This window comes from Pseudomonas sp. CFSAN084952 (assembly GCF_009648855.1).
GTDB lineage: Bacteria > Pseudomonadota > Gammaproteobacteria > Pseudomonadales > Pseudomonadaceae > Aquipseudomonas > Aquipseudomonas paracarnis.
In genome coordinates this window covers 2291387-2317447 of record NZ_CP045767.1, presented here as the reverse complement: position 1 = coordinate 2317447, position 26061 = coordinate 2291387, and the positions used below count along the sequence as shown (strand labels likewise).

Sequence of the window (26061 nt, the reverse complement as noted above, 5' to 3'; positions counted from 1 at the left end):
CGGCTCCAGCTTCGCTGTCGAGCGGGAGCAAGCTCCCTCGCCACAAAATACGCGCTCCTACAGTTTTCCATCCGGGCCGAAGGCTTCGTCCACTTTGGCCAAGTCGGTGTCACGCAAGTTGCCCGCGTAATAGTGCAATTTGGTCCAGGCCATCAAGTAGTCATAACGCGCCTGGGCCAGGTCGCGGCGGGTGCTGTACAGCTGCTGTTCGGCGTTCAAGGCATCGAGGTTGACGCGCTCGCCGCCGAGAATGCTCTGCTTGGTCGACACCACCAGCGCCTCGGCAGATGCCAGCGCTTTCTGATAGGCGCGCAACTTACTCACGCCCGACAGGCACGCACTGAACTGGCGACGCAATTCGATCAGGGTTTCCCGGGTCTTGCCTTCCAGCTCGTACTCCGCCTGCTCCATCGCGCGGCTGGCCTGGCGGGTGGAGGCCGAGATACCGCCACCGGCATACAGCGGCATGCTCACTTCGACGCCGATGGTGTTGGTGTCGTAGCGCTGGTTATAGGTGTTGCCGCTGTCGGACTCCTGCTTGCGCGAGGTGGCATACGCGGTGATTCTGGGCAAATGCCCGGCACGGTTGCGTTCCACTTCATAGCGCGCCACTTCCAGGGACTGGCGCTGCGAAGCCAGCACAGGGTTGTTGGTCAGCGCCAACTCATGCCAGGTGTCGTAGTTGGCCGGGGTCAGGGTGAACGCGGCAAAGCTCTGGTTCAGCGGTGCCAGGTCGTTGATGTTGACGCTTTGCACACCGATCAATGCGCCCAACTCCCGGAGCGAGGCGTCCTGCTCATCCAGGGCCTGGATCTCTTCGGCGGTGGCCAACTCGTAGCGCGACTCGGCTTCAAGGATATCGGTGCGGGTGCCCTCGCCTTGCTGGAACAAATGCCGGTTCTGCTGGAACTGTTGTTCGAACGCCTTCTTCTTGGCCCTGGCGATGTCGATCTGGTCCTGAGCAAACAGAGCCTGGGTGTAATAGCTCAACACCCGCACCAGCAACGCCTGGCTCTTGTCGCGAAAGCTTTCATCGGCGAACAGCGCCTGGGCCACGCCCTTGCGGTAGTTGGCATAGGCTTCGTAGTCGAACAACGGCTGTTGCAGGCTGAAGGTCGAGCCATAGCTGTTGTAGTTACGGTCGTCGCGGTAACTACCGCCGCGCCCGTCGGGCAGGTGCGCTTCGGAATTGTTGCGGCCCTTGTTGTAGTTGTAGGACAGCCGCGGCAGCAAGCCGGCACGGCCAATGGTGCGGTTTTCCAGGCCGGCGTCGCGCTCCTTGATGGCGCCGAGGAACACCGGGTCGTTGCGCAGCGCCTGCTCGTACACATCGAAGGGCCCCATCGCGGCCTGGGCACTGCCACACACCAGCAACAGCGAAATGAACACTGGCTTCATGCTCATTCCTCAGTCAACGCAGAGCCGGCGCGGTCCAGCAGCGGCTTGAACAGATAGTTGAGCAGTGAACGCTCGCCGGTGCGCACGAACATCTCGGCGGGCATGCCGGGCTTGATCACCAGGCCGTTGAGTTTTTCCATCGCCGCCTCGCTGACGCTGGTGCGCAGCACGTAGTACGGCGCACCGGTCTTTTCATCGAGCATCTGGTCGGCGGAGATCAGGCTGACTTCGCCCGGCACCCGTGGCGTGCGGCTTTGGTTGAAGGCGGTGAAGAGGATGTCGACCGGCAAGTGTGTGCCGACCTTGTCCACCAAATGCACCGGCAGGTGCCCTTCCACTTCCAGGCGTGTGCCCTGGGGCACGATCTCCAACAGGGTTTCACCGGCACGCACCACGGCGCCTTCGGTGTGCACGCTGAGGTTGACCGCGATGCCATCGGCCGGCGCGTTGATCTCGCTGTGTTGCAGGTTGAAGCCGGCGGAGGTCAGTTGCTGTTCAAGGGTCAGGCTGCGCAGTTGCGCGTCGGCCAATTGGCTGCGCACCTCTTTTTGATATTCCTCGCTGTGCTGCTGCAATTTGAGCCGCGACTCAACAATGCCCTGCTCTATCCGGCCGCTTTCACCGGCGTTTTGCGCCAGGTCCTGCTGCACCTGGGATAACTGGCGCTGGTAGTCCATCAGGCGGTTGCGCGGGATGTAGCCGTTGTCGGCCAAGGGTTGCAGGTTGCTCAGTTGCGCGCGCAGAGATTGGGCCTGGGCGGTCAAGTCACTGCGGGCACGGCGCATACCACTTAGCTGAGAGTTGGCGCCCTCGATGCTGGCGCGGATCCCGGCTTGTTCACGGGCAAACGCGTCGCGACGGCTGCTGAACAGTTGGCGCTGACCTTCTAGCACCAGCATCAAGGCCGGATCGGGGTTGGCACTCAGTTCTGCAGGAAAGGTGATGCTGGAGAGGTTGTCACGCTCGCTCTGCCAGCGCGCCACGCTGGCCCAGGCCATGCGGTACTGGGCTTGCAGCGATTGCACATCGGCCTGGTTCTGGGTCTGGTCGAGACGAAACAGCGGCTGGCCTTGCTTGACCAACTCGCCCTCTTTCACCAGGATGCGGCTGACCACGCCGGGGCTGAAGGTTTGTACCGCCTTGCGCTTGCCAGACACCACCACGGTGCCTTGGACCGGAATGCCTTGGTCCAACGGTGCGAGGCTGGCCCAGAGGAAAAACCCACCGGCACCGACAATGGTCATCACCCAGCCCATTTTTACGAAAAAGCCGGCATCGCGTTCTTTGATTTGAGGTTCAACAGTAAGGCTGCTCATGCGCCTGGATTCCTTCCGGCCTGGTAGTGACGGCTGAAGCTGACACCGGTTTTTTCTTTCGGCGCTTCCTGCTGCCCGGACAACGCCCGCAGCACCTCCTGACTGGGCCCGAACGCTTGCAGTTGGCCTTCGCCGAGCACTAGCAACTTATCGGCCTGGGCCAATGCCGAGGAACGATGGGTGACCAGCACCACGCTGCTGCCCTGGGCTTTCATCTGCATGATGGCGCTGGCCAATGCGGCTTCGCCGACGGTGTCGAGGTTGGAGTTGGGTTCGTCCAGCACGATCAGGCGCGGCCCGCCGTACAGGGCGCGGGCCAGGGCCACGCGTTGTTTCTGGCCGCCGGACAAGCCACCGCCGTTGTCGCCCAGCACGGTGTCGTAGCCTTGGGGCAGGCGCAGGATCAGTTCATGCACGCCGGCCTGTTGCGCGGCCTTGACCACCAGTTCCGGGTCGGCCTCGCGAAAGCGCGCGATGTTGTCGGCGATGCTGCCACTAAACAGCTCGATGTCCTGGGGCAAATAGCCGATATGCGGGCCGAGGTCGTCGCGGTTCCAGCGGTGAATATCCGCGCCGTCCAGGCGTACGGTACCGGCCAGGGTTGGCCACACGCCCACCAGCACGCGAGCCAGGGTGGACTTACCGGAACCGGACGCGCCGAGCACGCCCAGCACTTCACCGGCAGCCAGGTTAAAGCTGACCTGATGCAGGGTCGCCATGCGCCGCCCCGGCGGGCCGGCGCTGACCTGTTCGAAACTGACTTGGCCGTTGGGCGCAGGCAAGGCCATGTGCTCGACCTCTGGCGGGAATTCGCGCAGCAGTTCGTCGAGGCGCTGATAGGCCAGCTTGGCCGAACTCCATTGCTTCCACACTGCAATCAGTTGGTCGATGGGGCTGAGTACGCGGCCCATCAAGATGGAGCCTGCGATCATCATGCCGGCGGTCATGTCGCCCTTGATCACCAGGTAGGCGCCCAGGCCCAGCACCAAAGATTGCAGGCACAGGCGCAAGGATTTGCTTAAGGAGGTGATGATCGAACCGGTGTCGCTGGCCTGGTTCTGCAAGCCCAGGAACTGCGAATGCACGCCAAACCAGCGTTGGCGCAGCGCACCGAGCATGCCCATGGCCTGGATGGTTTCGGCGTTGTGCAAATGGCTGGTGGCCAGTTGGGTGGACTGCTGCGAATAACCGCTGGCCTCGCCCAATGGCTTTTTGGTCAGGTATTCGTTAAGGCACGCCAGGCCAATCAACAGCACCGCGCCGGCCGTGGCCAGCACGCCGAGCCACACATTGAACAGGAAAATCACGAACAGGTAGATCGGGAACCAGGGCGCATCGAAAAACGCGAACAGCGCTGGCCCCGTGATGAATTGGCGCAGAGCGGTCAGGTCGCCCAAGGATTGCCCGGCGTGCCCTTGGCCGCGCTGCAGGTTGCGTTCGAACGCGGCTTTGTACACGCGCAAGTTGAAACGTCGCTCCAACTGGCTGCCAATGCGGATCACGATAAAGCTGCGCACCACTTCCAGCAGGCCGATAAACGCAAAGAAGCCCACGACCATCAGCGTCAACATCACCAGGGTGGTTTCATTCTGGGAGGACAACACCCGGTCATACACTTGCAGCATGTAAATCGAGGGCACCAGCATTAATAGGTTAATCAATGCCGTGAAACAGCCAACGCTGATCAAAATACTCTTGTATTCACCCAACGCCCTGAATAAGGGCGCCACCCCATGGGACTTCGCCATATTAATTGTTTTTCCTTGCAGCGAATTACGCAAAAGGGTCACCCCTACCAAGTAGGGTACGGCCGCCTAACAAATCGAGTTATATGCTTATAACTTTTAATTAAAGTTTTCGTTGCAGCCTTACAACTTCGCCCGCTTTAGTGCGGGCTTGATAGTCGCCCTCTTTCTGGCGATTCAAATGGGTGATCCCTGAGCCTTCAGCGTTAAACAGCCAAATACCATCCGGGGTGGGCGACCACGTCAGCGGCTTGTCGCCCAGCCATTGCTCGGCACAGGCGATATCGCCCTCCAGCGCGTTGGCTTGCTCCACTAACTTGAGCGCGCACACCTGATCCTGCTGCTTCAGCTCCCACTGCCCGGCAAGCTGCGCGGAGGTGGGTAATACAAGACTGCTAGCCATTGCGTGGGCTCCTGCCGACACGAACAACACCTGCACAACACAGGCGATCAAATGGGAAAAACGTGGCATATCCAACTCCGGCCTGGAGCGCGGCGCCGAAGCACCGCGCGCTTTACATCAGGCTACGATGTCACTGGCAGCCGCCTGGCCAACGGTGGTGACGAGGAAATCCGCCACGCCGTGCCCGGAGAAGTCCACCGCCAAGGTGCCCAGGTTGGTACCTGAGGCATAGGTCAGTACAGCATCGCCGGCATGCCCGGTAAAGGCGTTGACGAAGGTCACGCCCGCACCCTTAGTGATACCGGACAGGTCGATCTTGTCCGAACCGGAGGTGAAGTCGAAGATCTTGTCCGCAGCCCCTGGCCTGGAGTCGGAACTGGCACCGTACACGAAAGTGTCGCTGCCAGTGCCGCCCCACAGCTGGTCCGCACCGCCGCCGCCGTAGATGAGGTCGTTGCCGGCCCCGCCCTTGATGGTGTTGGCGACTTGGTTACCAATGATCAGGTCGTTGCCCGAACCGCCGAACGCGTTCTCGATGGTGACGCCCTTGGCGATGGATACATTGCCCACCAGGCCGCCCACATCAGAGAACGAGGTGGCAGTGAGGTTGATCTTCTGGTTCTGGGTAAAACCGGAGAAGTCCAGGGTGTCGTTGCCGCCACCGTCCCATACCGAGAACACCAGCTTGTCGGCATTGGAACTGGCGCTGAGGAAATCACGCCCGGTGTTGGAGTTGAACCCGTAGGTGGTGTCCGTGGCGCGGGTGCTGAGGTTGGCACCGTAGAGCTTCTGGATCGCGGCGATGTCGTCGATCAGCGGGCCGGAAGCGTAAGCCTCGACACCGCCTTTGCTGAAGTTCTGGTTGGTGTTGCTCTCGCTCCAGTAACTCATGAGGCTATAGCCACGCGTGTCCTGTCCATAGGTGGCGTCGTTATAGGTCGGGTTGCCGTTCCCGGCGTTGTAGTCGCCAGGGTGAGCCAGGCCCAGGGTGTGGCCGATTTCGTGGGTCAGGGTCTGCCGGCCATAGTTGTTCAGGTCCGGGGTCTTGTTCGGCGTGTAGCTGTTGTTGGTCAGGTACCACGAGGTGCCATCGTAGCCCGCACCGGTGCCGGGCAGGTAAGCGAAAGCCGCGGCGCCGTCCTGGCCGCTGCTGTAGTTGCCGAAGGTCATGTGGCCGTCACCGCCGGAAGCCTTTTCAGTAAAGGTCACGTTGGCGACATCCGCCCAGGATTGCATGGCCAGTGCGGCCTGTGCTTTCTGCTGGGTGTTGAATTGGCTGAACCCCGAGATGCCATGTTTGTTCATGGTGCTCTGGGTAGCCGAGGTGAGGAAGGTGTAGGTCAGATCGATCTTGCCGTTGCCATCAAAGTCCCGGTACGCAGCACCATCCCGCAGCAGCTGGGTCGCTGCCTGGTCTACGGTGTAGGACGGTTTGCCATTGACCGTGAGGTTGCCGCCACGGTCATACAAATGGCTGAAGCTATCGATTTGCGAGTAAGCAGTGCTGGCTTGCGCGGCAGATACAATAGCTTTGTCTTTTACTTTTGACATAAACGTACTTCCTTGTTTGCAAGTGCATCAGTCTTTGTTCGATAGGAACCTCGCGGGCGAGGATAGTCCTATCACTCACCTCTTTTGAAGGCGTAAGAAAACTGACACAACTTGAAATCTTTCGTCTACATCTATTTCCATCGCACACTTGTGACGCAGGTTCAAGTTGAAGAAGTCGCACGCAGTGTTTATTGGGGGCCGTTGCGTTTGTGTGGCCGAATCGGCGCACATCACTATTTAAATATTAAATACAAGTAAAGCCACTCTAAGTGAGCGGCCCACTTGATTAATGGATCCAATATATTGTCACGGTGTCATTAGCAACATTAAAGAGCCACTATTCGCACTATTAAAGTGCGCTGTCCCCCATTACCGGGACATACTCCAGCCACACTGTTGCATGGCTGCCAAGAGGGTTTCGCCAGCCAGGCCCGGCACCGTGACGCCGTCTTGGGTGGTCATGTCTTCACCTGCCAGAATGGCATTGATGATCGCCTCCTCCACCGCCTCTGCCGCCGCGCTGAACAGCGGCGAAATATGGTCGTTGTTGACCATCTGCAAGCCGGTGCTGAGCGGCAGGTCCTTGCGCCCATAGTCGGCCGGCGGCAAATCACGGTTACCGGTGGCAAACGCCAGGAACAGGTCGCCGCTGGAATCCTCGGTGCCGCCACCGGTGCGCGCAATGCCAATGGACGCGCGCTGTGCCAGGCGCTGGCATTGGTGCGGCAGCAAGGGGGCGTCCGTGGCGATGATCACCACGATGGAGCCCATGCCGGGAGTGCCACGCTCGGCAAAGGGCGAAGCAATGTCCGTCAAATGACGGCCCACCGGGTAACCATCGACCCGCAGCTCCTGGCGCTTGCCATGGTTGGCCTGCACCAGTACGCCCACGGTCCAGCCGCCCTGCTCCGTTGGCAAGCGCCGTGACGCAGTGCCGATGCCGCCCTTGAACTCGTGGCAAATCATGCCGGTGCCACCGCCTACCGCGCCTTCCTGCACCGGGCCGCTTTCAGCCTGGTCCAGGGCCTGGCGCACATGCTCAGGGCGAACATGCTGGCCCCAGATGTCGTTGAGCAGGCCGTCATAAGTTTCCATGACCACCGGCATGCACCAGTACACCGCCGGGTCCGCCAGACGCTCGCGCTCCAGGGCGATCAGGCTGTCGCGCACCACCCCGATACTGTGGGTGTTGGTAATGGCCATCGGCGTGGTCAGCAGCCCCGCCTCGCTGATCCATTCAAGCCCCGTGGCGTCGCCATTGCCGTTGAGCACGTGATAGCCGGCAAAACACGGTTGATGTCGCGCTTCCCCGGCACGCGGCTGGATCAGCGTAACGCCGGTGCGCACCTGCTTGCCGTCGACCTGTGCCTTGAGCGTGGCATGACCGACGCGAACCCCGGGAACATCGGTGATGGCATTCAATTCGCCGGGCATGCCCAGCCCCAACGTGATGCCCAATTGACGTGCACGCATACCCACTCCTTACAATTTCTGAAACGCCGGACTCAACCGGCCACTGATGCAATACAAAATCACCGACAGGGCCAGCAAGCCGATGATGATCATGATGTCGCGTACCGAGGCCTCAAGAATCAAGGTGACCAGCAGGTAACCGGCACCGAGCACCGCCAGCAATGCCGGCAGCGGCCATAACGGCATGCGATAGGGATGCTCGCGATCACGCAGCAGCACCCGGCTCATCAGCGCGCTCAGCGCCACCACCAGGTACACCAGCATGATCAGCAGAACGCTGAACGAGGTCAGGTCGGCCAGGTTGGAGCTGAAGCTCAACAGCGCCGAAGGGATCGCCAGAAACAGCGTCGCCAGCCACGGTGAGTCCCAGCGCGGGTGAATACGCGTGAACAGCTTGTTGATGCCAGGCGTCCACAACGCATCGCGGCCGCTGCTGAACACCACCCGGCCAATCTGGATCACGATGGCAACGATGGCGTTGAACACCGACAGGAAGATCCCGGCGCTCACCAACCGCGACAGGGTTTCATTGCCATGGCTGGTCAACAGGTAGCCGATCGGGTCGGGGCTGCTGATCATCTCGCTCAGGGACGGCGCGCCGATCAACAGCGCGGTGATCGGCACCAACTCAATCACCACCACCAACCCCAACGACCAGAGCACCGCCTTGTGCACGCCCTTGCCGCCGCACTTCATGTCTTCGGCCAGCAACACCGCCGGGCCGTAGCCGTTGAACGAGAACAGGCCGATGCCGACGGCGCCGATCACCAGCGCCCAGGGCGCCAGGTGCAACACGCCGTTTTCGACGATCTGCGGCTGCAGCAACACACTGGCCGGCTGCACCGGATTACCGAAGCCGATCACCACAATCACCAGTAACGCCGCCACTTCCAACAGCAGGCAGGTGCCGGTGATCCAGGCGTTGAGCTTGATATTGAGGATGCCCAGGGCGTAGCTGCATACCACGATCACCAGAGCGACAGTTTGCGCGTCGAATGTCGTGCCCAGAGCGTTATTCAGATAAGTCGCCGCACCGGTCGCCAATACCGGCGGGATAAACAACAACATCACCAGCACTGTCAGGAAGGTGGCATAACCGGCCATGCCACCAAACACACGCTTGGCATACACGTACTCGCCACCGGCGCTGTTATGGGCGCGGCCGAGCTCGGCGTAACAGAAGGCAAACATCAACGCGAGCAACGCCGCCATCACGAATGCCAGGAACACGCCACTGCCCGCCTGCTGGATGGCAAACGGGGCGATCACGAAGACGGAACTGGCCGGCGTTACCGCTGAAACGGTAATGGCCACTACATCGAAGACGCTCAGGGTGGGCTTGAGCACGCCATCGGGCGCGGGGGAAGCACTCATATCGTTATCCTCTGTCGTTGTTTTTGGTGTGAGGCAGAAACGAAACATGATTTTTCCTCGGGATATGCTTCCCGTTGGACAGTGACGACGTTATCGGCTGGCGGGGCTGTCGGCCAATTCCCCTATTGGCGTACTCCCCTTGACGGTGCCCCCCAGAAGCCTAACCCTTGGCTGATCATTTGAGGGTGGGGATGTTGAGATGAACCTGTTCCGGGAAATCGGTATGCACGCGGGGTTGGGCCGCACCCTGTCTCAGATCGGCACGGAGCGGTTCTGGAAGCAATTGGTGCTGTTATTGCACCAATGCCTGCCCTTCGATAATGCCCTGGCGATTTTCTATCCGCTGGATGGCCCGCCCCAGGCCCTGGAAGAGTACGACGCCCAGCCCAGCAGCAAGCCGGCGTCGATGCTGGTGTACCTCAACGGCTTGTACCTGCTCGACCCGTTTTACCAGGCCTGCCGCGAAAACTACGCCAGCGGCGTATACCGCCTGGAGGAAGTGGCGCCGGACCATTTTCGCCAGAGTGAGTACTTCCTCAATTATTTCCATGACAATGTGCTGGAAGACGAAGTGCAATTGATCCTGCAATTGCCTGGCGCCGGCACCCTGTCGCTGTCACTGGGCATGCAACGGCGCTTCAGCTTTGAAGAAACCGGGTTGTTGAACACGCTGTCGGCCTGGGTGTTGCCGCTCATGCAGCAGCATTGGCAGCAAAGCACCGAGCGGGCACCGGCCATGGACAGCCAGATTCGCGATGCCCTGAGTCATTTCGGCAGCGGTGTACTGTCGGACCGCGAACTGGAAATCGCCCGGCTGGTGTTGCGGGGGTTCTCCTCCAAGGCCATGGCCGAACGCCTGAAGATCTCGCCGGACACCGTCAAGGTGCACCGCAGGCATTTGTACGCCAAGCTGGACATTTCGTCGCAACCCGAGTTGTTTTCGTTATTCATTCAGTCGTTGGGGCATGACTTGGAGAATCCATAGGCTTAGTCCGAATGAAAGAAATTAATATGCTGCGGCAAAAGATTTACGCCATCAACGCGTATAGAAAAGTTCGGCCCTTCAGGGTTGACCTTGATAGTCAAAGTGCTCACGCCAAACTCATGAGTCAGTTGCACATCCCCCACTTCCACGGGCGGGCCTGGCTGAATATTAATAGCTGAGATGTTGTGGTCTTTTAATACCCCGGCCACATCGATTTCATCCTCCTTGGGGTTGAAATTCAACAGGGTGTCAGGGTCAACGCTAAGGGAGTCGGTACTTTTTTCATATTTGAATGTGTTTTCACCCTGGCGCCCCACCAGCTGGTCGCCACCGCCACCGCCGATGAGGACCGAGGGCTCGCCACGCCTGGCTTCGAGGCGCTCACGCTGGTCTGTGCCGCGCAAGGTGGGCGGGCTGTTTTCCGGGTGGGTCCACGTGCCGCCAGTGGGAAGGCTTTGTATGGAAGACATATAAGTCACCTGTCAGATCATGAGTGTATGTGAAAGTGTTACGCGTTGCGGATTGAAATCTCTCACGCAGGCAATAACACTTTCCACTCCAAATAATTGACATCACATGTCTTAACTATGACGTGATTATTTATCCCACCCAGTACCGATGACTTATCGGCCTTCCTGGTGGCGCTGTTTTCCTGTTATTTAACGCCCCGTACGAATGGTATTCCAAACCCGAGTACGCACCCGGTCGATGTTCAACGGCATGGCTTGCAGTGCAAATAACTTGCCCATCATTTCCGCACTTGGATACACCTTGGTATCGGCCTTGATCGCCGGGTCTACCAGGCTGTCGGCCGCCGCGTCGCCGTTAGCGTAATGCACGTAGTTGGTGATACTCGCCATCACGTCCGGGCGCAGCAGGTAGTTCATGAACGCATAGCCGGCTTTCTCATTCGGTGCGTCGACGGGCATGGCGACCATGTCGAACCAGATTGCCGCGCCTTCCTTGGGAACGTTGTAGCCGATATTCACGCCGTTTTTGGCTTCTTTGGCGCGGCTTTCGGCCTGCAGGATGTCGCCGGAGAAACCGACGGCGACACAGATGTCACCATTGGCCAGATCGGCGGTGTATTTCGAGGAATGGAAATACGCCACGTAAGGTCGCACTTTCATCAGCAAGGCCTCGGCCTTCTTGTAGTCTTCGGCTTTTTTGCTGTGGTGCGGCAAGCCCAGGTAATTCAGCGCGGCTGGCAGCAGTTCGGGGCCGTTGTCGAGGATGGCGACGCCGCATTTTTGCAGCTTGGCCATGTTTTCCGGTTTGAAGATCAAGTCCCAGGAATCCACCGGGGCGTTGTCGCCGAGTACCGCCTTGACCTTGTCGATGTTGTAGCCGATACCGGTGCTGCCCCACAGATACGGAAAGCCGTGGGCATTGCCGGGGTCGTTGTCTTCCAGGGCCTTGAGCAGCACGGGGTTGAGATTTTTCCAGTTGGGCAACTGGCTCCTGTCGAGTTTTTTCAGGGCGCCGCCCTGGATCTGTCGCGCCATGAAATGGTTGGAGGGGAACACCACGTCATAGCCCGATTTACCGGTCATCAGCTTGCCGTCGAGGGTTTCGTTGCTGTCGTACACGTCATAGGTGAAACCGATGCCAGTGTCTTTCTGGAAATTCCTGGTGGTGTCCGGCGCGATGTAGTCCGACCAGTTATAGATCTTCACGGTCTCGGCGGCCTGGCTGATAGAGGCCACCAACATCAAGGGCAACAGGGCAATGGCTTTCATGGTTCGATTTCCTGGCGGTTTTAGGGCTGTTTTTATGGCAGGCGATCAAGGATCAAAGCGTTACAGAATCAGGACATAGGTCTTGCGCACGGTTTCCTGGATATCCCAGATACCGGTGCTATTGGCTGGCAACATCAGTGCGTCACCGGCTTGTATGTGCAGGGTTTCCCCGTTGTCGGGCGTGAAGGTGCAGCGCCCTTGGATGAAATGGCAAAACTCCTGGGACGTGATCTGCCGACGCCAGCGCCCCGGGGTGCAGGCCCAGATGCCGGTCTCGACGCCATCGTTGCGCTCCACGCTCAAGGTGGAGGCCACGGCGATGGGCGCGCCCAGGGGCACCGCCACCGGTGATGAATCTGGCAGAGGGGTGTTCAGCGTGTCTTTGAATTGGGTAATGCTCATGGTTTTTCCCTGTGGGTGACGAGTCAGTGCATGAAACCTTCCATGAAACCGGCAATGCCGGTCGCCAGCTTGCGGCGCCAGGGCGCAGTGTTGGGGTTGGCCAAGACCTGGTCTTCATGAACAAAACTACGGATGATCGCGTTGTAACCCAGCCAGCGGCACGGCTCCGGCTCCCAGGCCTTGAGTGCTTTGAGGCCGCCTTCGCGAATCACCCAGGGTTGTTGGGTCAGCAAGGTGTCGCGGCCGAGGATCAAATCGGCCAGGGTGCGGCCGCCGAGGTGGGTGGCGCCCACGCCCTCCCCGCCATAACCGCCGGACAGTGCGATGCCCGTGGCGTGGTCACAGAGCATGTGCGGACGAAAACGGCGCGACATGCCGAGGTTGCCGCCCCAGGAATGGGTAATCCTGGCCTTTTTCAGCTGTGGGAAGAGTTCGCCAAACAGGTAGCGACGCAACTCCACTTCGCTGTCGGTCAGGTCGAAGTTGTGCCGCAACTTGCCGGCAAATTGATAGCCACCACGGGCGCCGAAGACCAGACGATTGTCGGCCGTACGCTGGCCGTAGGTGACCTGTCGGCTGCTCTCGCCAAAGGCCTGACCCTGACTGAGCCCGATGTCTGCCCAGGTGCTGGCCGGCAGCGGTTCGGTGGCGACGATCAAGCTCTGCACCGGTAACTGGTAGCGGCCCAATGGGGGCAAGGTAGTGGCGTAACCCTCGACAGCAGGCACCACCCAGGCGGCGCGCACGCTGGCCTTGGCGGTGCGCAGGCCGCCGGACTGCCAATGGGTCACGGGGCTGTTTTCGTAAATGGTCACGCCCAGGTTCTCAACCGCCCGCGCCAGGCCACGCACCAGCTTTGCCGGGTTGATCGTCGCGACGTGGGGGGCATAGATGCCGCCATAAGGCTTGGCAATGCGGACCTGCTCGGCCAATTGCTGCGGGCTGAGCCAGCGGTAGTCGTCTTCGGTGAGGCCCTGGGCGTACAGCTTGTCCAGATAGCGGCGCAGGCTGACTTCCTGCTCGGGGTAGCGTGCGGCGCAATACAAGGCGCCGCCTTTGCGGTAGTCGCAGTCAATGCCTTCGCGGGCCAGCACCTGGGCCACTTCATCAGGGATACCGTGCAGCAGGTCAAACGAAGCGCGCCGGTGCTGAGGGGCAAGCTCAGCCAGCAGTCGGTCTTCCCCCAAGAGGTTGCCCATCAACCAGCCACCATTGCGACCGGATGCGCCAAACCCAGCGGTCTGTGCCTCGATGATCGCGATTTTCAGCTCGGGGGCCTGGCGCTTCAGGTAATAGGCGGTCCACAGGCCGGTGTAGCCGGCGCCGATAATCGCCACATTGACGTCCAGGTCGTGCTCCAGCGATGGACGCGCTAACAGCGGGTCGTCCAACTGGTCCATCCATAAACTGATATTGCGCCATGCCGGCATGCCAGCTTCCCCTACCTCGGTTCGATAGGGCCGATCCTAGAGTGCAGTGTCAGGGGCTGTCTTGCGCGCGTGCACGCAGGGAAATTTGTTTGAGGTACGCCTTGGGCGATTGCCCGGTGTGCTGGCGAAAAGCGCTGTAAAACGCCGAGAGTGAATTGAAACCGGCCGCAAAGGCCAACTCATCAACTTTGACCGGCGCGGTGGCGTGATCCAGCGCGGCCAGTAAATGCTGGAGTCGCGCCTGGTTGACGTAGCGATAGAAGCTCTGCCCCAGCACTTGGTTCAGCAGGTAGGACATCTGGTTGCGACTGTAGCCACAGGCCTTGGCGACCCGCTGCAGATCCAGCTCCGGGTCCAGATACGGCTGCTGACGCTCAAAATATTGTTGCAGGTCATTGGCCATATAACCCAACTGCTGGGGCGACAGGCCCAGGCGGCTGACCGTAGGGCGCAAGGCCTGGGCGGGTTGCTCGTGCACCAAGGACGCATATTCATTCACCCGCCAGATCAACCCGTCGCGCACCGTAATGGCCTCACTGGTACGAAACGACACCAGGCCCTGGCCGCCACGCAAGGTGATGCGGTACTGGATAAACGCCGTATCGCCATCGGCGCGGATGCGGTCAGTGTGTTCAATGGCCTCATCCGCCTCACGGGGCATGCTGGCTTGCAAGTACTCGCGCAACTCGGCATAGCCCACCACACGGTTCTGGAAAAAATCGTGGTACTGGATCTCGGGATGGTAGTAAGCCATCACCCCGTCCAGATCGCGATGACGCCAGCACAGGTGATGGCGCAGCACCAACTGGCCGGTAGCGTGGGAATTCTGGCACTCATCGTCTGGGGCGATGTCGGGCATATTGGGCTCTACGACGGGAGAAAATGTTTGAGAGTGCCGAAGTTTACCCGCCCCTTCAATGGTCAAATCGAGCGCCTGACTAATGGCCTTTTGCCTATTCCTCTGTAGGACATGACCTATATCAAAACCAGGCGAAAGAACCGCCGAACGGGCGCAAAAAAGTCACCTTGCAGTTGCGAACGAATGCTATTTTTAAGCCCTAGATGTCATGACCAGCGAAGGTCCTGGCCCCTGCCGCGAGCTAAAGGAAGCGCTCAATGAACAAGGTGGGCAACATGAACAAAGTGACATTTCCCAACGCCTGCCAGCTGATGCGCTGGCATTTTCACCCCATGGGCTTCGAGGGCAGCATGGACGCCCCCGGCAGCATGATCGCCCGCCTGTTCGACCGGGCCAGCGGCGAGACGTTGATCGCTATCGCGGGGATTCCGTGCGCTACGGTGATGAACGCGGCTGATGTGGAGCGCATCATCGAGGCCGTGGAGGATGAATTGGAGAGTTTCGTGCCGCCGGTTTCGTTGCGGGCGTGAGGCGGGGCTAACCGCCCCACTCTGACGGTAACCACGATGCGAAGCGAGTCGCTCTTGATCTGCTTTTGATCTCAGGCGCCCCGTTCCAACTGTGTCGCCTGTCAGGCCGCCTTCGCGAGCAAGCCCGCTCTCACAGTTGGATCGTGGAGTGTCAGGTAGATAGGCGTCTGCTGTCAGGCCGCCATCGCAGGCAAGCCAGCTCCCACATGTTCGATCCCGTGTTGTCAGGTAGAGACGCGTCGGCTGTCGGGCTCTTATTGCAGGTCAGCCAGCCCCCTTCGGCGCACGCTGATCATCAAAAAACACCTTCCTGCCATCCACCCGCTCAGACGCCCTGGGCACATTCACGCCTTGGCCTTCCGGCTTCTCCACATACCAATAGCAATGGCTGACCGCCCGGGTGATCCCCACATAGGCCAGGCGCAACACCTCGTCTCTCTGGGCATTGTCATAAGGCTCACTGTCGCCATCCTTACCCAAGCCCGCCATGCGATAGACCTGATTCTTGTACGGCGAGCTGGTGACATGCTGACAATCGCCCAGCAAGAACACCGCATCCGCCTGCAAGCCCTTGGCACTGTGATAAGTCAGCTGTTTAAGCCTGCGCGCCTGAGGCGCCGAGCTAGAATCCACATTAACTACAGACTGAATATGCTCTTGAATCAATAACTTATCGCTACTTTTTCGATAAAGCATCAGGATCGAATCGCCCCGCTGATAGTGCTCGAGCAACCGCTGCCCCAGTGCCGCGTCGTCACGCTCCAACACCGTGACGGGCACCAATACCTTGGGCTCGCCACTGGCCTTGGCCTTCTTGCCCGGGATGGCCGGCGCGCTACGGACGATATGTTCGGCAGCGTCGATGATGTGCTGGTGGCTGCGGTAGTTCTCGCCCAGCATCACGCGGGTGGTGCTGGGCGAAACAAACTCCTTGTTGAACTCCATGAAGTACTTGGGCGAGCTGCCGCGCCAGCCATAGATGGATTGCCAGTCATCCCCCACGCACAGCAAGGATGAGCGTTGGGCTGCGCGCCCGACGTGCATGGCCGGCCCACGGCTGCGGATTTCGCGCAGGCTGGCGCGGATCCAGGACACGATCTGCGGCGATACGTCCTGGAATTCATCGATCATCAAGTGCGACATCGGCCGCAACAAGGGATCACTCAGCAGCTTGAGGTTCTCCGGGGTGTTTTCGCCAAACAGCGAGAACATCCGGTTGTAGGTCATGATCGGCGGCGATTGTTCCAGCAGGTGATCTTCCAGCGCCTTCCAGAAAATGCTCAGGGCCTCGAAGAACAGCCGATCCGGGTCGTCCTTGGCAAAACTCATCTGGCCAACCGCCGTGGGGACATCCAGGCCGAGGTTCTCGATAAACCCGGCTGCCATGACAAAACTGTCCAACAGGGGCGCCGAGGCGAGTTCGCCTTTAACCTTGTAATCGAAGCCTGGCCCGGCCGTGGCATCGCCGCCCAGACTGCTCAAAAGGCGCTTTGAAGATTCGTAATTATCCAGCCATATCAGTGGCTTATTACAGAAAGCTTGAAACAACGTGCGCTTTACTGCCCATTCTGCACGCACCGAGAGTTTCGAACTCGGCCGACTGATCTGCGGGTTTTCACGCCCATCGAACCCCAGTACCACCCAGGCGTCCAGCTCCGGGATGTAGCCGTGGCAATGAAATCGCGCGCCGTTGATTTCAAAGGTCTGACGGCTGGGTTCGATACCTTTGATCGGCCAGGCACCGGCGCGAAACCACAGGTCCTCAATCACATCACAGAGTTCTTCATCGCGCTTGGCGGCCAATTCAGTCACGGCCATACGCTTTTGCACGTCAGGATGATCGCGCTCCAGCTCCTTGAGCTGAAGGCTATGGCGGGCCAAGGGTGCAATCAACTCGCGAAAACGCTGATGGCGGCCATACAAGCGGTGATAACAAGCGTTCATCTGCTGGCGCTGGGCGTCACTGATACGCAGGTCGAAGGCGTTGCTGTCGGCGTCTTCAAAACCACCGCTGAGGTTCTCAAAGGCCTGCAGCCGCTCAAAACCCGGCAGGCTGCGCACCATCGGCAGGATGCGCGAATGAAAGGTGCGCACCAGCGCCTGGGCTTCCTTGCTGCCAAGGGGTTGGCCCCACAGGTTGAGAATTTCCATGAGTTTGTTGATAAAGTCCTTGCGCGACTCGCGGGTGAACGTCACCACAGTCATCGAACTCAGTTCAAAGCCCAGGTAATGGCTGAGCAGCAGGATGCGCAGCACCAGGGACGTCGACTTGCCAGCGCCGGCCCCCGCAATCACTGAGGTCGAGGGGGTGTCGCTGAAGATCATCTTCCATTGCGCCGCGCTTGGCTGCGCATGGGCTGGCAGCAGGCGCGCGACATCGGCCTTCATGCGCTTCTTCACCTCTGCGGTGAGCGGCAATCGCCAATCGTCGAACAGGCTGTCATCTATGCCTGGCGCACGGTGCTCATCGGGGCGAAAGTCACGAATCAGCAGGACTTGTCGGCCCTCCTCGATGCCATCAGCCCTACCCTCACGGTAACCGTACTCAACGCCCGCCTCATGCCCACTGCGAAAGCCGTCGGCCTGGCCATGCAACCAGGAAAATCGATGCTGCGCACGCAAACGGGTGAGGCCATGGCCGAACAGGCGCGCGGCAAGCCGCTTCAACAACGGCATTTCAGCCAAGGGGCGCAGTTCGGGGGGTAGATCAGGCTGTTGTTGCGACACGCGGACTCCTGCGGTGAGCTTGTTTTGACCAAGCCGTCATGGTCGCCGGAAACGCCGCTCAGTTCCAGCCAAATGCTTTGTTGTCATGCAGTTAGGCGATGAAGTGAAAGTGAACACCGGGGTTAAACATCGAATAAATGAATCATAAACAGGCATTTTTTACGCTTTTTCTCGATCATGCGCTGCTGGATGATAGGTTCATCAACAGGAGACGATCATGCTTGAACTTCGACCTTTCAACACACTGGGCGGCGCCCACCATGGCTGGCTTGACGCTCATCACCACTTTTCCTTTGCCGAATACCACGACCCCCAGCGCATGCACTGGGGCAACTTGCGGGTATGGAACGACGACATCATCGCCCCCGGCAGCGGCTTTCCCCAGCACCCGCACCGCGACATGGAAATCATCACCTATGTGCGCGAAGGGGCCATCAGCCATGCCGACAACCTGGGTAACAAAGGCCGCACCGAAGCCGGCGACGTGCAAGTAATGAGCGCGGGCACCGGCATTGCCCACAGCGAGTACAACCTGGAGGCCACGCCGACCAAAATCTTCCAGATCTGGATCATCCCCAATGAAGCCGGCTTGCCACCGTCCTGGGGCGCCAAACCGTTTCCACAAGGCAACCGCGAGGGCTTTGTAACCCTGGCCAGCGGCAAGGCTGGCGACAGTGAAAGCTTGCGAATTCGTGCGGATGCACGCTTGGTGGCAGCTAACCTGAAAGCTGGAGAAAGTGCGGAGTACCGGCTGGACAGTGGCCGCCGGGCGTACCTGGTGCCCGCCACGGGCGTGATTGACGTCAATGGCGTGCAGGCAAAGGCGCGAGATGGTGTGGCGGTTGAGGATGAACAGGTATTGCGGGTAACGGCGATTGAGGACAGCGAAATCGTGCTGGTGGACCTGGCCTGATCTCAACTCTCGTTGCTATCTAATGTGGGAGGCGGCTTGCTCCCTCCCACACTTCTACCGCATGAGTGTCAGTTATTGGCTGATTGCACCATCAACCAACACCTGCGCCTCCTCCACCAGTTGCTTGAGGTGCTCTTCGCCAACGAAACTCTCGGCGTAGATCTTGTAGATGTCCTCAGTGCCCGAGGGCCGTGCGGCAAACCAGCCGTTTTCGGTCATGACTTTCAAGCCGCCAATCGCCTGGTTGTTGCCCGGCGCATGGCTGAGGATCTGCTGAATGGTCTCCCCGGCCAATTGCGTGGACGTGACCTGCTCCGGCGACAGTTTGCCCAGTAGGGCTTTTTGCGCTGGAGTGGCTTTGGCATCCACACGGATAGCGAACGGCTCACCGAGGGCATCGGTCAGGCCGCGGTAGATCTGGCTGGGGTCCTGGCCTTTGCGCGAGGTCATTTCGGCGGCCAGTAAGGCCGGGATAAGGCCGTCCTTGTCGGTGCTCCACACGCTGCCGTCCTTGCGCAGGAACGAGGCACCGGCGCTTTCTTCGCCGCCAAACCCCAACGACCCTTCAAACAAGCCATCGGCAAACCATTTGAAGCCCACTGGCACTTCGTACAGGCGGCGACCAATACGCGCTGCGACGCGGTCGATCAGGCCGCTGCTCACCACGGTCTTGCCTACGGCTGCATCGGCGCGCCAGTCCGGACGGTTCTGGAACAGGTAGTCGATGGACACCGCCAGGTAGTTGTTGGGCGCCAGTAAACCTCCGGAAGGCGTGACAATGCCGTGGCGGTCGTGGTCCGGGTCGCAGGCGAAGGCAACGTCGAAACGCTCCTTGAGCCCGATCAGACTTTGCATGGCGTAGCTGGAAGACGGGTCCATGCGAATCTGGCCGTCCCAGTCGACGCTCATGAAGCGGAAGGTTGCGTCGACCTCGGTATTCACCACCTCCAGGTTCAAGCGGTAGTGCTCGGCAATCGCCGACCAGTAGCGCACCCCTGCTCCGCCCAGTGGGTCCACGCCCAAGCGCAGGTCGGCGCTGCGGATCGCGTCCATGTCGATCACATTGATCAGGTCGGCCACATAGCTGTTGAGGTAGTCATGGCGATGGGTGGTGTCGGCCTTGAGCGCCTGGGCGTGAGTGATGCGCTTGACCCCGGCCAGCTTGTTGGCGAGCAGTTCGTTGGCCTTGGCTTCGATCCACTTGGTGACATGAGTATCAGCCGGGCCACCGTTAGGCGGGTTGTACTTGTAGCCGCCACTTTGCGGCGGATTGTGGGACGGTGTAATCACAATGCCGTCCGCCAGGCCGCTGGTACGGCCGCGGTTGTAGCAGATGATGGCGTGGGAAATCGCCGGCGTCGGCGTGTACTCGTCGCCCTCGGCCAGCATCACATGCACGCCGTTGGCCGCCAGTACTTCCAAGGCGCTGGCACCGGCTGGCGTCGACAATGCATGGGTATCCAGGCCGACAAACAAAGGGCCAGTGATGCCCTGCGCTTCGCGGTACAGGCAGATGGCCTGGCTGATAGCCAGCACATGCCACTCGTTGAAACTCAGTTCAAACGAGCTACCGCGGTGCCCGGAAGTACCAAAAGCCACACGCTGAGTGGAGATCGCTGCATCAGGCTGGCCGGTGTAGTAGGCCGTGACCAGTCGCGGGATATCCACCAGCAACTGGGCTGGCGCCGGTTTGCCCGCAAAAGGACTGATAGTCATGCATAAACCTCGAAAAGAAGGATTCGGAAAAAATGACAGTTTACTGGGACTTGGACTACTGCGCGACGGTATCGATCCGACGGCCTGAAGAGAAATTTCGGATAATTGAGGTGAGGATATGCACTCGGCCTGACAGCCTGATTGGCCGTCAGCCCCCTATCGCTGCATCGGTATCTACACAATTTTGGTGCGACGCTGGACCTGTGGCGAGGGAGCTTGCTCCCGTGACGGCCCTGCAGACGGCGCTGATCTAACTGACGCGCCGAGATCTCAATGTGGGAGCTGGCTTGCCTGCGAAGGCGGCCTGACAGTCAACACAGTTGGACCGTGTACATATCCATTCCTGCGGTTAAGGCTACTTAGGGTTCCGCCCTGACGGCGGCTCACTTTTGAAAAGCGCAAAAGTAAGCAAAACGCTCTTGCCCCACCACTCGGCACCTCGCTTAGGCTCGGTGTGCCCGTAATCCGCCAGTGATTTGGGGGGCCGCCGCCACGCGCCATCCATGGCGCGGGGCGGCTAAACCGGCATCCCTGCCGGTTTACCCCCCAAATCCCTGTCGAATTCCGGCCAGCGTGGTTTAACGGGGCGCTTGAGATCAAAAGCAGATCAAGATCAAGAGCGGCTCGCTTCGCATCGTGGTTACCGTTGGCTGCTACAACCTACAAAATTGTGTAGATACCTATGCCTATCGCAGTTCAAGCCAGCTCCCACATTGGATAGTTGTAGGAGCGAGCTTGCTCGCGAAAAACGCACAGGCGCCGCGTCTATTCAGGCAGCGCGCGTTATCGTTGACGTTTTTCGCGAGCAAGCTCGCTCCTACTCAGTCTGCGCCTGCCGTAGTGACTGCGCCAGCGTATCCAGGGCGATGTCCAGGTTGGGATGGCCGCTGAAGGTATGGCTCAAGCGCATATGCTGGTGATGTAAACCACTGAGACTGAAGAGCTCGCCGGGGGCAATCACCACCTGCTGGGCGAGCATGCGCTGGAATACCAGGCGCATGTCCACCGGCGCCATGGACTGCAACCAGAAACTCGCCCCGGCCACGGGCATGCGGTAGTGCACACGCCCTTGCATACGCGCATCCAAGCGGTGACTCATGGCGTGCGCCTGCTCATGGAGGCGCTGGCGCAACGTCTGCAGGTGCTGGTCGAACCGACCGCTTTCGTACAGCCGGGCAATGGCGCGTTGTCGGATAGCGGACAATCGAAACGAACGCAGTAAGAATTGGCGCTGCAATTCACTGCTCATCTGCTGCGCCAGCAGGTAACCAAAGGGCGCCTCCGGGCCCAACACCTTTTCGAACGAAGAAAACACAATCAGCCGCTCTGGGTTGACCAGGCCGCGCAAGGCCGATCCGGGCGGCGCAAAGCTCAGGTCACCAAAGGTATCGTTCTCCAGCAACCAGCAGCCGTGCTGGTCGAGCAGACGCGCTACGTGCAGCCGCTCGGGCTCGGTCATGGCGTTCCCCGAGGGCATGCTGACCACGGACGAGAGCAGCACCAAGTGCACCGGCTCATGGCGCAGCAGGTGCTCAAAAGTGGCCAAATCCGGGCGGCCGTCGGCGCGCCAAGGCCATTCAATGACCCGCACACCTGCGGCCTGTAGCAGGCGCAACACCAGGTAATCGCAGGGAGATTCAACCACCACCACGGTGCCTTTAAGGCCCAGGGCATCAATCAGGATGTCCAGAACACCTTGAAGGTCGGCGCCCACATACACCTCATCCGCTTGCCAACAACGGGTGGGCGACGAGGTATAGCGTGCGGCCAAGGCGGCGCGCAACTCCCACACACCACAGGGTTGCGAAGGTTGCAGGTGATGGGGATACCGGCGTACCAGTTGACGCTCCAGCGCCAGCAACGCGCCATCCAGCGACCCCAACAGCGCCGGTTCATCGCCACTGAGCACCACCATCGCCGGGCGCCGGGCGGCCGTGTACAAACGCTCGAGCAAGTCTGTACCTGCCATAAGGGGCGCGTTTGCAGCCACGGGCCAGGCGAAGTAGCCGGACTTGGCCACCGAGTACACTCGTCCTTCCTTTTCCAGCAACGAATAGGCGTACTGAATCGTCGAGATCGACACATTCATGCGCGTCGATAACTGCCGCAGGGAAGGCAGTTTCACTGGCGTTTCCCGGCTGACTTCGTTGATCAGATTGATCATGTAGCGGTACACCGCCTGATAGGCAAAATCTACTTGCCGCTCCCCCCGAAGGTTCATTGTTGATCACCGGCTTTGATTGGCGAATACACGCTGCTAACGCCCCGACACTTGGGCGATGCGCACCTTGGGCCGCGCCAGCGTTTGTTTGCATACCCGCATGCCGCGCCCTCCCAGCAGCGGGCGCTTACGATACAGGTGCTGCAACAGCGGCAGCGGCAGCCCACTGGTATCCACTAGCCACTGGTGCAGGATGTCCGCAGCGGGTTTGCCCTGTAGTGCCTTGTGCAGTTCAGGAAGTGCCACCAGCATGCCGGGATGGCATTGACGCAAGAAGCTCTCCAACCGTTCGCCATGTTGAACGAAGGGCGCAAACAACAGGCACGTCAACTGGCTGTCGTCCAGGCCGGAGAACTCCTGAATGTAGGCGGTGGACAGCAACTGCCCCTCTGGCCCTGACGCTTCTTTGATCAGCGCGACCGGTACTTGCCTGCGGTGCAGGAAGTCTGCCGCACGCCGAACAAACCCCGCGACGCCATGTTCGTAGGACAGCTCACGCAGACACTGGGCCTGCACGCCGTGCAAATGCGCCATGAGCAATGGGTTGGGATAGGCGGGATGGCTGAAATGGAACTCGAACGGGTCCCGTTTGTAGGCGAGGAACCCGGTGAGCAGTGGCGCATGGGCGACATCGGCGTCCTTGAGCAGATCAGCGATGCCGATATAGGCCAAATGACGATGCCCGCCCCGGCCCGGACTTTCGTTGCCGGCATAGTGCTCGCCATAGAGGTCGCGGTAGCACCCCACGCTCCATTCCTCCATGCGTGCAAACCACCCATTGAGCGACGATGGCTTGCCGGGCGCAAATGCAAGGCCGGTCGCCAGCGCATTTTTTTTCAGCCACGCGATGTATTGGCTTTGCTTGCGCACTGAATCACCGCTGACCAGGGCATGCACGCCGCCGTTCCAGGTAGCGACCCGCTGGTAGAAATCGCCCAGGGCCAGGAGCGTGTCATCGCACAGGGCGGCGCGGATATCGCCGGACGTCAGGTGCCCAATCATCAGTTTGTTACGCTGGCTGATTTCCCGAGCGGCACTGGACGCCGGGCGCTGATGGTTGAACGGCAGCACCTCATGGTTTTCCACCATCAACAGCTCTACCCGTGGGTCGTCATGGAAGAACAGCGCTGCGTAGCCCTGATTCAGGCAGTCGAGCGTTGCTTGAGTCATACCCGCATGCCGCAATGTTGCCACCCGTATCTGAAAAGTCTTGGGCGAGCGGCCGGCAATGGTCAGTTGCGCCGCACGCAGCAACGCGAGGGTGTAGCTGCTCACTTCGCCGCCACCGTGGGCGATCAGTACTTTGTAATTGCCCACTTGTTCCATGCCGCCTGCGGCCACCACGATGCGCTGAACGAGCAATTGAAGTGACGTTCGTTCGGCACGCGTAAAGTGCCCGATTAAACGTTGCAGAACTTGCTGGTAAACATAGCTCATGGCTTGTTCATGAATAGTGCTCATCGTTCTACTACCCGAGTTGAAATATCAGTTTCAAGCAACTACCAAACAGCGTTGCTCGACTTATTACATCTGTAGGCTTGTCATCCAGTGCGCAGCACAAGTTTGAGTCAACATTAGCACCTTGCAACAAAAGCGCAGGTGAGAGCATTGAGGGGGCCTATGGCCGCCCCGCCGGAGAATCCAGCGCCTGCGCGGGCTCTAGCGAAATAGCTATTAGCCTTAGGAATGTTCCGACAACGTCCTACACTGTTTTAACTAAGCAATTAGAGAATTGTCCGACAAATATTAATCACCTGCGCACCTTGGGTGCGCGTAAAGCAAAAGGGTATTCGTTTTGCACTTGCCGGGAAAAACAATCCGAGCCTCGTTAGTTCTGAAGGTGCGTGACGCAACTGCCGTGTAATCAATCATGGCTCAATCCTTGAGATAACAATGAAGACTCAATTATCGGCACTCAAATAATGATTAACAGATACAGAACAGCGTCAAAAAGCAGCTCAGATGAGCTGCCTGCCCAACTTAAATGACGCCCACACACAAGCGCCGCACTGGATTTCAGGGCGGCGCAAGGCAATAACAGTATTGTTTACGGGGCAGAACGCCCCTGCGGCGGCTCAACCCCGGTGCGGGTTAAGCCCTGTCAAATGGCGCATTTGCCTCATCAGCTCAGGCGCCGGAGTATTCATTTGCGAATACTCCTACAGCTCAAACAGCTTCAACCTGCAACGCCACCCGTTCGCGGCAAGGGCATTCGTCCATGTATCGGTGCGCTTCGACGAACTGACTGAATGGAAATACCGTAGTCTTCAGTGGGACAAGCACCCGGTCGGCTGTCAGCTGGTTGATATCGCGCAACGCGCGCTGCAACGCCACGTGATCCTGGATAATGCCCAACTCCGGCTTGCCGGTGAAGTTGCCGATACAGTGCACAAAGAACTGAATGTTCTTCTGGAACGCCGCACAGGCCGGGAATGGCGTCTGGTTGCCACCTTGCAGGCCATACAGCACCAGGCTGCCGCGCGGCGCCAGGACGTCCCCGAGCAGCGACATCTGCGGGCCACCCAGGCCATCGAACACTACGTCGACGCCCCGGTTGTCGGTGAACTTGTTGATCTGCATCAGCAGGTCTTGTTCTTCGGTCACGATGACTTTTTCTGCCCCGAGGGACAGCAGGTATTCACGTTCAGCACTGTCTTTGGTGGCGGCAATCACCCGCACACCCAGGGCCTTGCCCAACTGCACAAACGAAGGGCCGGCACAGTGGCTGGCATCGGTCACCAAAGCGAACTGGCCGGGTTTGACCCGCGCCAGGTCCATGTAGGCAAAGTACGCAATCAGCAGTGGCGTGTAGTGCACGCTCGCTTCAATCGGACTCAAGACATCCGGATAACGGGTCAGGGCCGAACGGGGCAAGACGATCTGCTCGCCATACACCGGGTAATCATTGGGGCTCTCGGCCGGAAAACTGGCCACTTTATCGCCCACCGCCAGGTCATCCACGCCGTCGCCGAGGGCAACCACAACCCCGGCCATCTCATGGCCCAGGCCAGAAGGCAGGCGTGCATGGGAAGACGCCAGGTTCTGGCGCCACAGGATGTCGTACCAACTGATGCCGATCGCGTCGACACGCACCTGCACTTCGCCCGGTGCGGGCTGCGCGGCCGCATGCTCTTCGCATTTGAGCACCTCGGCCGGACCAAACTTGTGAAAACGGATCGTGCGGGACATCGCAAACCTCGTCAAAGTAACCTCTAATGCCATGAACTTTATCTGGGCTTTGGGGGTAAGACCACCGGTCACCATTAATAGTCGACATGC

20 protein-coding genes are annotated in these 26061 nt (G+C 59.6%); 3 read left to right on the top strand and 17 right to left on the bottom strand.

Annotated elements, in window-relative coordinates; translation table 11 throughout:
* Positions 1-57: 57 nt before the first annotated feature.
* The 7 genes from GH769_RS10495 to GH769_RS10465 all read right to left on the bottom strand — a co-directional run bounded on the left by GH769_RS10495 (position 58) and on the right by GH769_RS10465 (position 9260).
* Entirely contained in the window at positions 58-1398 is a 1341-nt protein-coding gene (locus tag GH769_RS10495) for a TolC family outer membrane protein (RefSeq protein ID WP_003191155.1), read from the bottom strand.
* Positions 1399-1400: 2 nt separating this feature from the next.
* Positions 1401-2714: an HlyD family type I secretion periplasmic adaptor subunit gene (locus tag GH769_RS10490; RefSeq protein WP_014718407.1), complete on the bottom strand. Its 1314-nt coding sequence runs from the start codon at positions 2712-2714 to the stop codon at positions 1401-1403.
* Positions 2711-4462, bottom strand: a complete 1752-nt coding sequence (locus GH769_RS10485; RefSeq protein WP_014718406.1) for a type I secretion system permease/ATPase — start codon at positions 4460-4462, stop codon at positions 2711-2713. The genes GH769_RS10490 and GH769_RS10485 overlap by 4 nt, the downstream gene beginning before the upstream one ends.
* 100 nt (positions 4463-4562) lie before the next feature.
* Positions 4563-4931 (bottom strand): AprI/Inh family metalloprotease inhibitor, encoded by a 369-nt coding sequence (locus GH769_RS10480; protein WP_014718405.1) that lies wholly within the window; start codon positions 4929-4931, stop codon positions 4563-4565.
* A 48-nt stretch (positions 4932-4979) separates the two neighbouring features.
* Positions 4980-6413, bottom strand: coding sequence for a serralysin family metalloprotease (locus tag GH769_RS10475; RefSeq protein WP_014718404.1), 1434 nt, complete (start codon positions 6411-6413; stop codon positions 4980-4982).
* Between the two features lie 369 nt (positions 6414-6782).
* Positions 6783-7886 (bottom strand): P1 family peptidase, encoded by a 1104-nt coding sequence (locus tag GH769_RS10470; protein WP_032903421.1) that lies wholly within the window; start codon positions 7884-7886, stop codon positions 6783-6785.
* A 9-nt stretch (positions 7887-7895) separates the two neighbouring features.
* Entirely contained in the window at positions 7896-9260 is a 1365-nt protein-coding gene (locus GH769_RS10465; RefSeq protein ID WP_014718402.1) for an APC family permease, read from the bottom strand.
* Positions 9261-9459: 199 nt separating this feature from the next.
* Here GH769_RS10465 and GH769_RS10460 point away from each other — a divergent pair, with 199 nt between their 5' ends.
* The gene (locus GH769_RS10460) at positions 9460-10245 is read left to right on the top strand and encodes a helix-turn-helix transcriptional regulator (protein WP_032903419.1); all 786 of its coding nucleotides are present in this window, start codon (positions 9460-9462) and stop codon (positions 10243-10245) included.
* Positions 10246-10247: 2 nt separating this feature from the next.
* Here the strand turns inward: GH769_RS10460 and GH769_RS10455 are convergent, their stop codons facing one another.
* The 5 genes from GH769_RS10455 to GH769_RS10435 all read right to left on the bottom strand — a co-directional run bounded on the left by GH769_RS10455 (position 10248) and on the right by GH769_RS10435 (position 14675).
* Positions 10248-10715 (bottom strand): M10 family metallopeptidase C-terminal domain-containing protein, encoded by a 468-nt coding sequence (locus tag GH769_RS10455; RefSeq protein ID WP_032903418.1) that lies wholly within the window; start codon positions 10713-10715, stop codon positions 10248-10250.
* 189 nt (positions 10716-10904) lie between these two features.
* A complete protein-coding gene (locus tag GH769_RS10450; protein ID WP_032903417.1) occupies positions 10905-11984 on the bottom strand; it encodes a polyamine ABC transporter substrate-binding protein in 1080 nt (359 codons plus the stop codon).
* Between the two features lie 60 nt (positions 11985-12044).
* A complete protein-coding gene (locus tag GH769_RS10445) occupies positions 12045-12386 on the bottom strand; it encodes a cupin domain-containing protein (RefSeq protein WP_032903416.1) in 342 nt (113 codons plus the stop codon).
* A gap of 23 nt (positions 12387-12409) precedes the next feature.
* Positions 12410-13816: an FAD-binding oxidoreductase gene (locus GH769_RS10440; protein ID WP_032903415.1), complete on the bottom strand. Its 1407-nt coding sequence runs from the start codon at positions 13814-13816 to the stop codon at positions 12410-12412.
* A 49-nt stretch (positions 13817-13865) separates the two neighbouring features.
* Complete coding sequence (locus GH769_RS10435) at positions 13866-14675, bottom strand: AraC family transcriptional regulator (protein ID WP_014718396.1); 810 nt, start codon at positions 14673-14675, stop codon at positions 13866-13868.
* A gap of 257 nt (positions 14676-14932) precedes the next feature.
* Here GH769_RS10435 and GH769_RS10430 point away from each other — a divergent pair, with 257 nt between their 5' ends.
* Entirely contained in the window at positions 14933-15205 is a 273-nt protein-coding gene (locus GH769_RS10430) for a DUF1652 domain-containing protein (RefSeq protein ID WP_014718395.1), read from the top strand.
* 264 nt (positions 15206-15469) lie between these two features.
* On the opposite strand, the gene GH769_RS10425 is transcribed toward GH769_RS10430, so the two are convergent.
* Positions 15470-17932 (bottom strand): UvrD-helicase domain-containing protein, encoded by a 2463-nt coding sequence (locus tag GH769_RS10425; protein WP_032903413.1) that lies wholly within the window; start codon positions 17930-17932, stop codon positions 15470-15472.
* Between the two features lie 217 nt (positions 17933-18149).
* On the opposite strand from GH769_RS10425, the gene GH769_RS10420 reads away from it, so the two are divergent.
* Positions 18150-18845 carry a pirin family protein gene (locus GH769_RS10420; RefSeq protein ID WP_014718393.1) on the top strand — a complete coding sequence of 232 codons (696 nt, stop codon included), beginning with the start codon at positions 18150-18152 and terminating at the stop codon, positions 18843-18845.
* Between the two features lie 72 nt (positions 18846-18917).
* Here the strand turns inward: GH769_RS10420 and pgm are convergent, their stop codons facing one another.
* The 4 genes from pgm to GH769_RS10400 form a co-directional block, all read right to left on the bottom strand.
* A complete protein-coding gene (pgm, locus tag GH769_RS10415) occupies positions 18918-20561 on the bottom strand; it encodes a phosphoglucomutase (alpha-D-glucose-1,6-bisphosphate-dependent) (RefSeq protein ID WP_014718392.1) in 1644 nt (547 codons plus the stop codon).
* Positions 20562-21378: 817 nt separating this feature from the next.
* Positions 21379-22782, bottom strand: coding sequence for a PLP-dependent aminotransferase family protein (locus GH769_RS10410; RefSeq protein WP_014718391.1), 1404 nt, complete (start codon positions 22780-22782; stop codon positions 21379-21381).
* Between the two features lie 36 nt (positions 22783-22818).
* The gene (locus tag GH769_RS10405) at positions 22819-24243 is read right to left on the bottom strand and encodes a hypothetical protein (protein WP_172832665.1); all 1425 of its coding nucleotides are present in this window, start codon (positions 24241-24243) and stop codon (positions 22819-22821) included.
* A gap of 705 nt (positions 24244-24948) precedes the next feature.
* Positions 24949-25971, bottom strand: coding sequence for a zinc-dependent alcohol dehydrogenase family protein (locus GH769_RS10400; RefSeq protein WP_014718390.1), 1023 nt, complete (start codon positions 25969-25971; stop codon positions 24949-24951).
* Between the last annotated feature and the right edge of the window lie 90 nt (positions 25972-26061).

Coding starts and splice junctions, on each gene's coding strand:
- GH769_RS10470 (WP_032903421.1), bottom strand. CDS start 7,886: ATGCGTGCACGTCAATTGGGCATCACGTTGGGGCTGGGCATGCCCGGC.
- GH769_RS10490 (WP_014718407.1), bottom strand. CDS start 2,714: ATGAGCAGCCTTACTGTTGAACCTCAAATCAAAGAACGCGATGCCGGC.
- GH769_RS10440 (WP_032903415.1), bottom strand. CDS start 13,816: ATGCCGGCATGGCGCAATATCAGTTTATGGATGGACCAGTTGGACGAC.
- GH769_RS10475 (WP_014718404.1), bottom strand. CDS start 6,413: ATGTCAAAAGTAAAAGACAAAGCTATTGTATCTGCCGCGCAAGCCAGC.
- GH769_RS10465 (WP_014718402.1), bottom strand. CDS start 9,260: ATGAGTGCTTCCCCCGCGCCCGATGGCGTGCTCAAGCCCACCCTGAGC.
- GH769_RS10495 (WP_003191155.1), bottom strand. CDS start 1,398: ATGAAGCCAGTGTTCATTTCGCTGTTGCTGGTGTGTGGCAGTGCCCAG.
- GH769_RS10435 (WP_014718396.1), bottom strand. CDS start 14,675: ATGCCCGACATCGCCCCAGACGATGAGTGCCAGAATTCCCACGCTACC.
- GH769_RS10450 (WP_032903417.1), bottom strand. CDS start 11,984: ATGAAAGCCATTGCCCTGTTGCCCTTGATGTTGGTGGCCTCTATCAGC.
- GH769_RS10455 (WP_032903418.1), bottom strand. CDS start 10,715: ATGTCTTCCATACAAAGCCTTCCCACTGGCGGCACGTGGACCCACCCG.
- GH769_RS10420 (WP_014718393.1), top strand. CDS start 18,150: ATGCTTGAACTTCGACCTTTCAACACACTGGGCGGCGCCCACCATGGC.
- GH769_RS10410 (WP_014718391.1), bottom strand. CDS start 22,782: ATGAACCTTCGGGGGGAGCGGCAAGTAGATTTTGCCTATCAGGCGGTG.
- GH769_RS10480 (WP_014718405.1), bottom strand. CDS start 4,931: ATGCCACGTTTTTCCCATTTGATCGCCTGTGTTGTGCAGGTGTTGTTC.
- GH769_RS10445 (WP_032903416.1), bottom strand. CDS start 12,386: ATGAGCATTACCCAATTCAAAGACACGCTGAACACCCCTCTGCCAGAT.
- GH769_RS10430 (WP_014718395.1), top strand. CDS start 14,933: ATGAACAAGGTGGGCAACATGAACAAAGTGACATTTCCCAACGCCTGC.
- GH769_RS10485 (WP_014718406.1), bottom strand. CDS start 4,462: ATGGCGAAGTCCCATGGGGTGGCGCCCTTATTCAGGGCGTTGGGTGAA.
- pgm (WP_014718392.1), bottom strand. CDS start 20,561: ATGACTATCAGTCCTTTTGCGGGCAAACCGGCGCCAGCCCAGTTGCTG.
- GH769_RS10400 (WP_014718390.1), bottom strand. CDS start 25,971: ATGTCCCGCACGATCCGTTTTCACAAGTTTGGTCCGGCCGAGGTGCTC.
- GH769_RS10405 (WP_172832665.1), bottom strand. CDS start 24,243: ATGAGCACTATTCATGAACAAGCCATGAGCTATGTTTACCAGCAAGTT.
- GH769_RS10460 (WP_032903419.1), top strand. CDS start 9,460: ATGAACCTGTTCCGGGAAATCGGTATGCACGCGGGGTTGGGCCGCACC.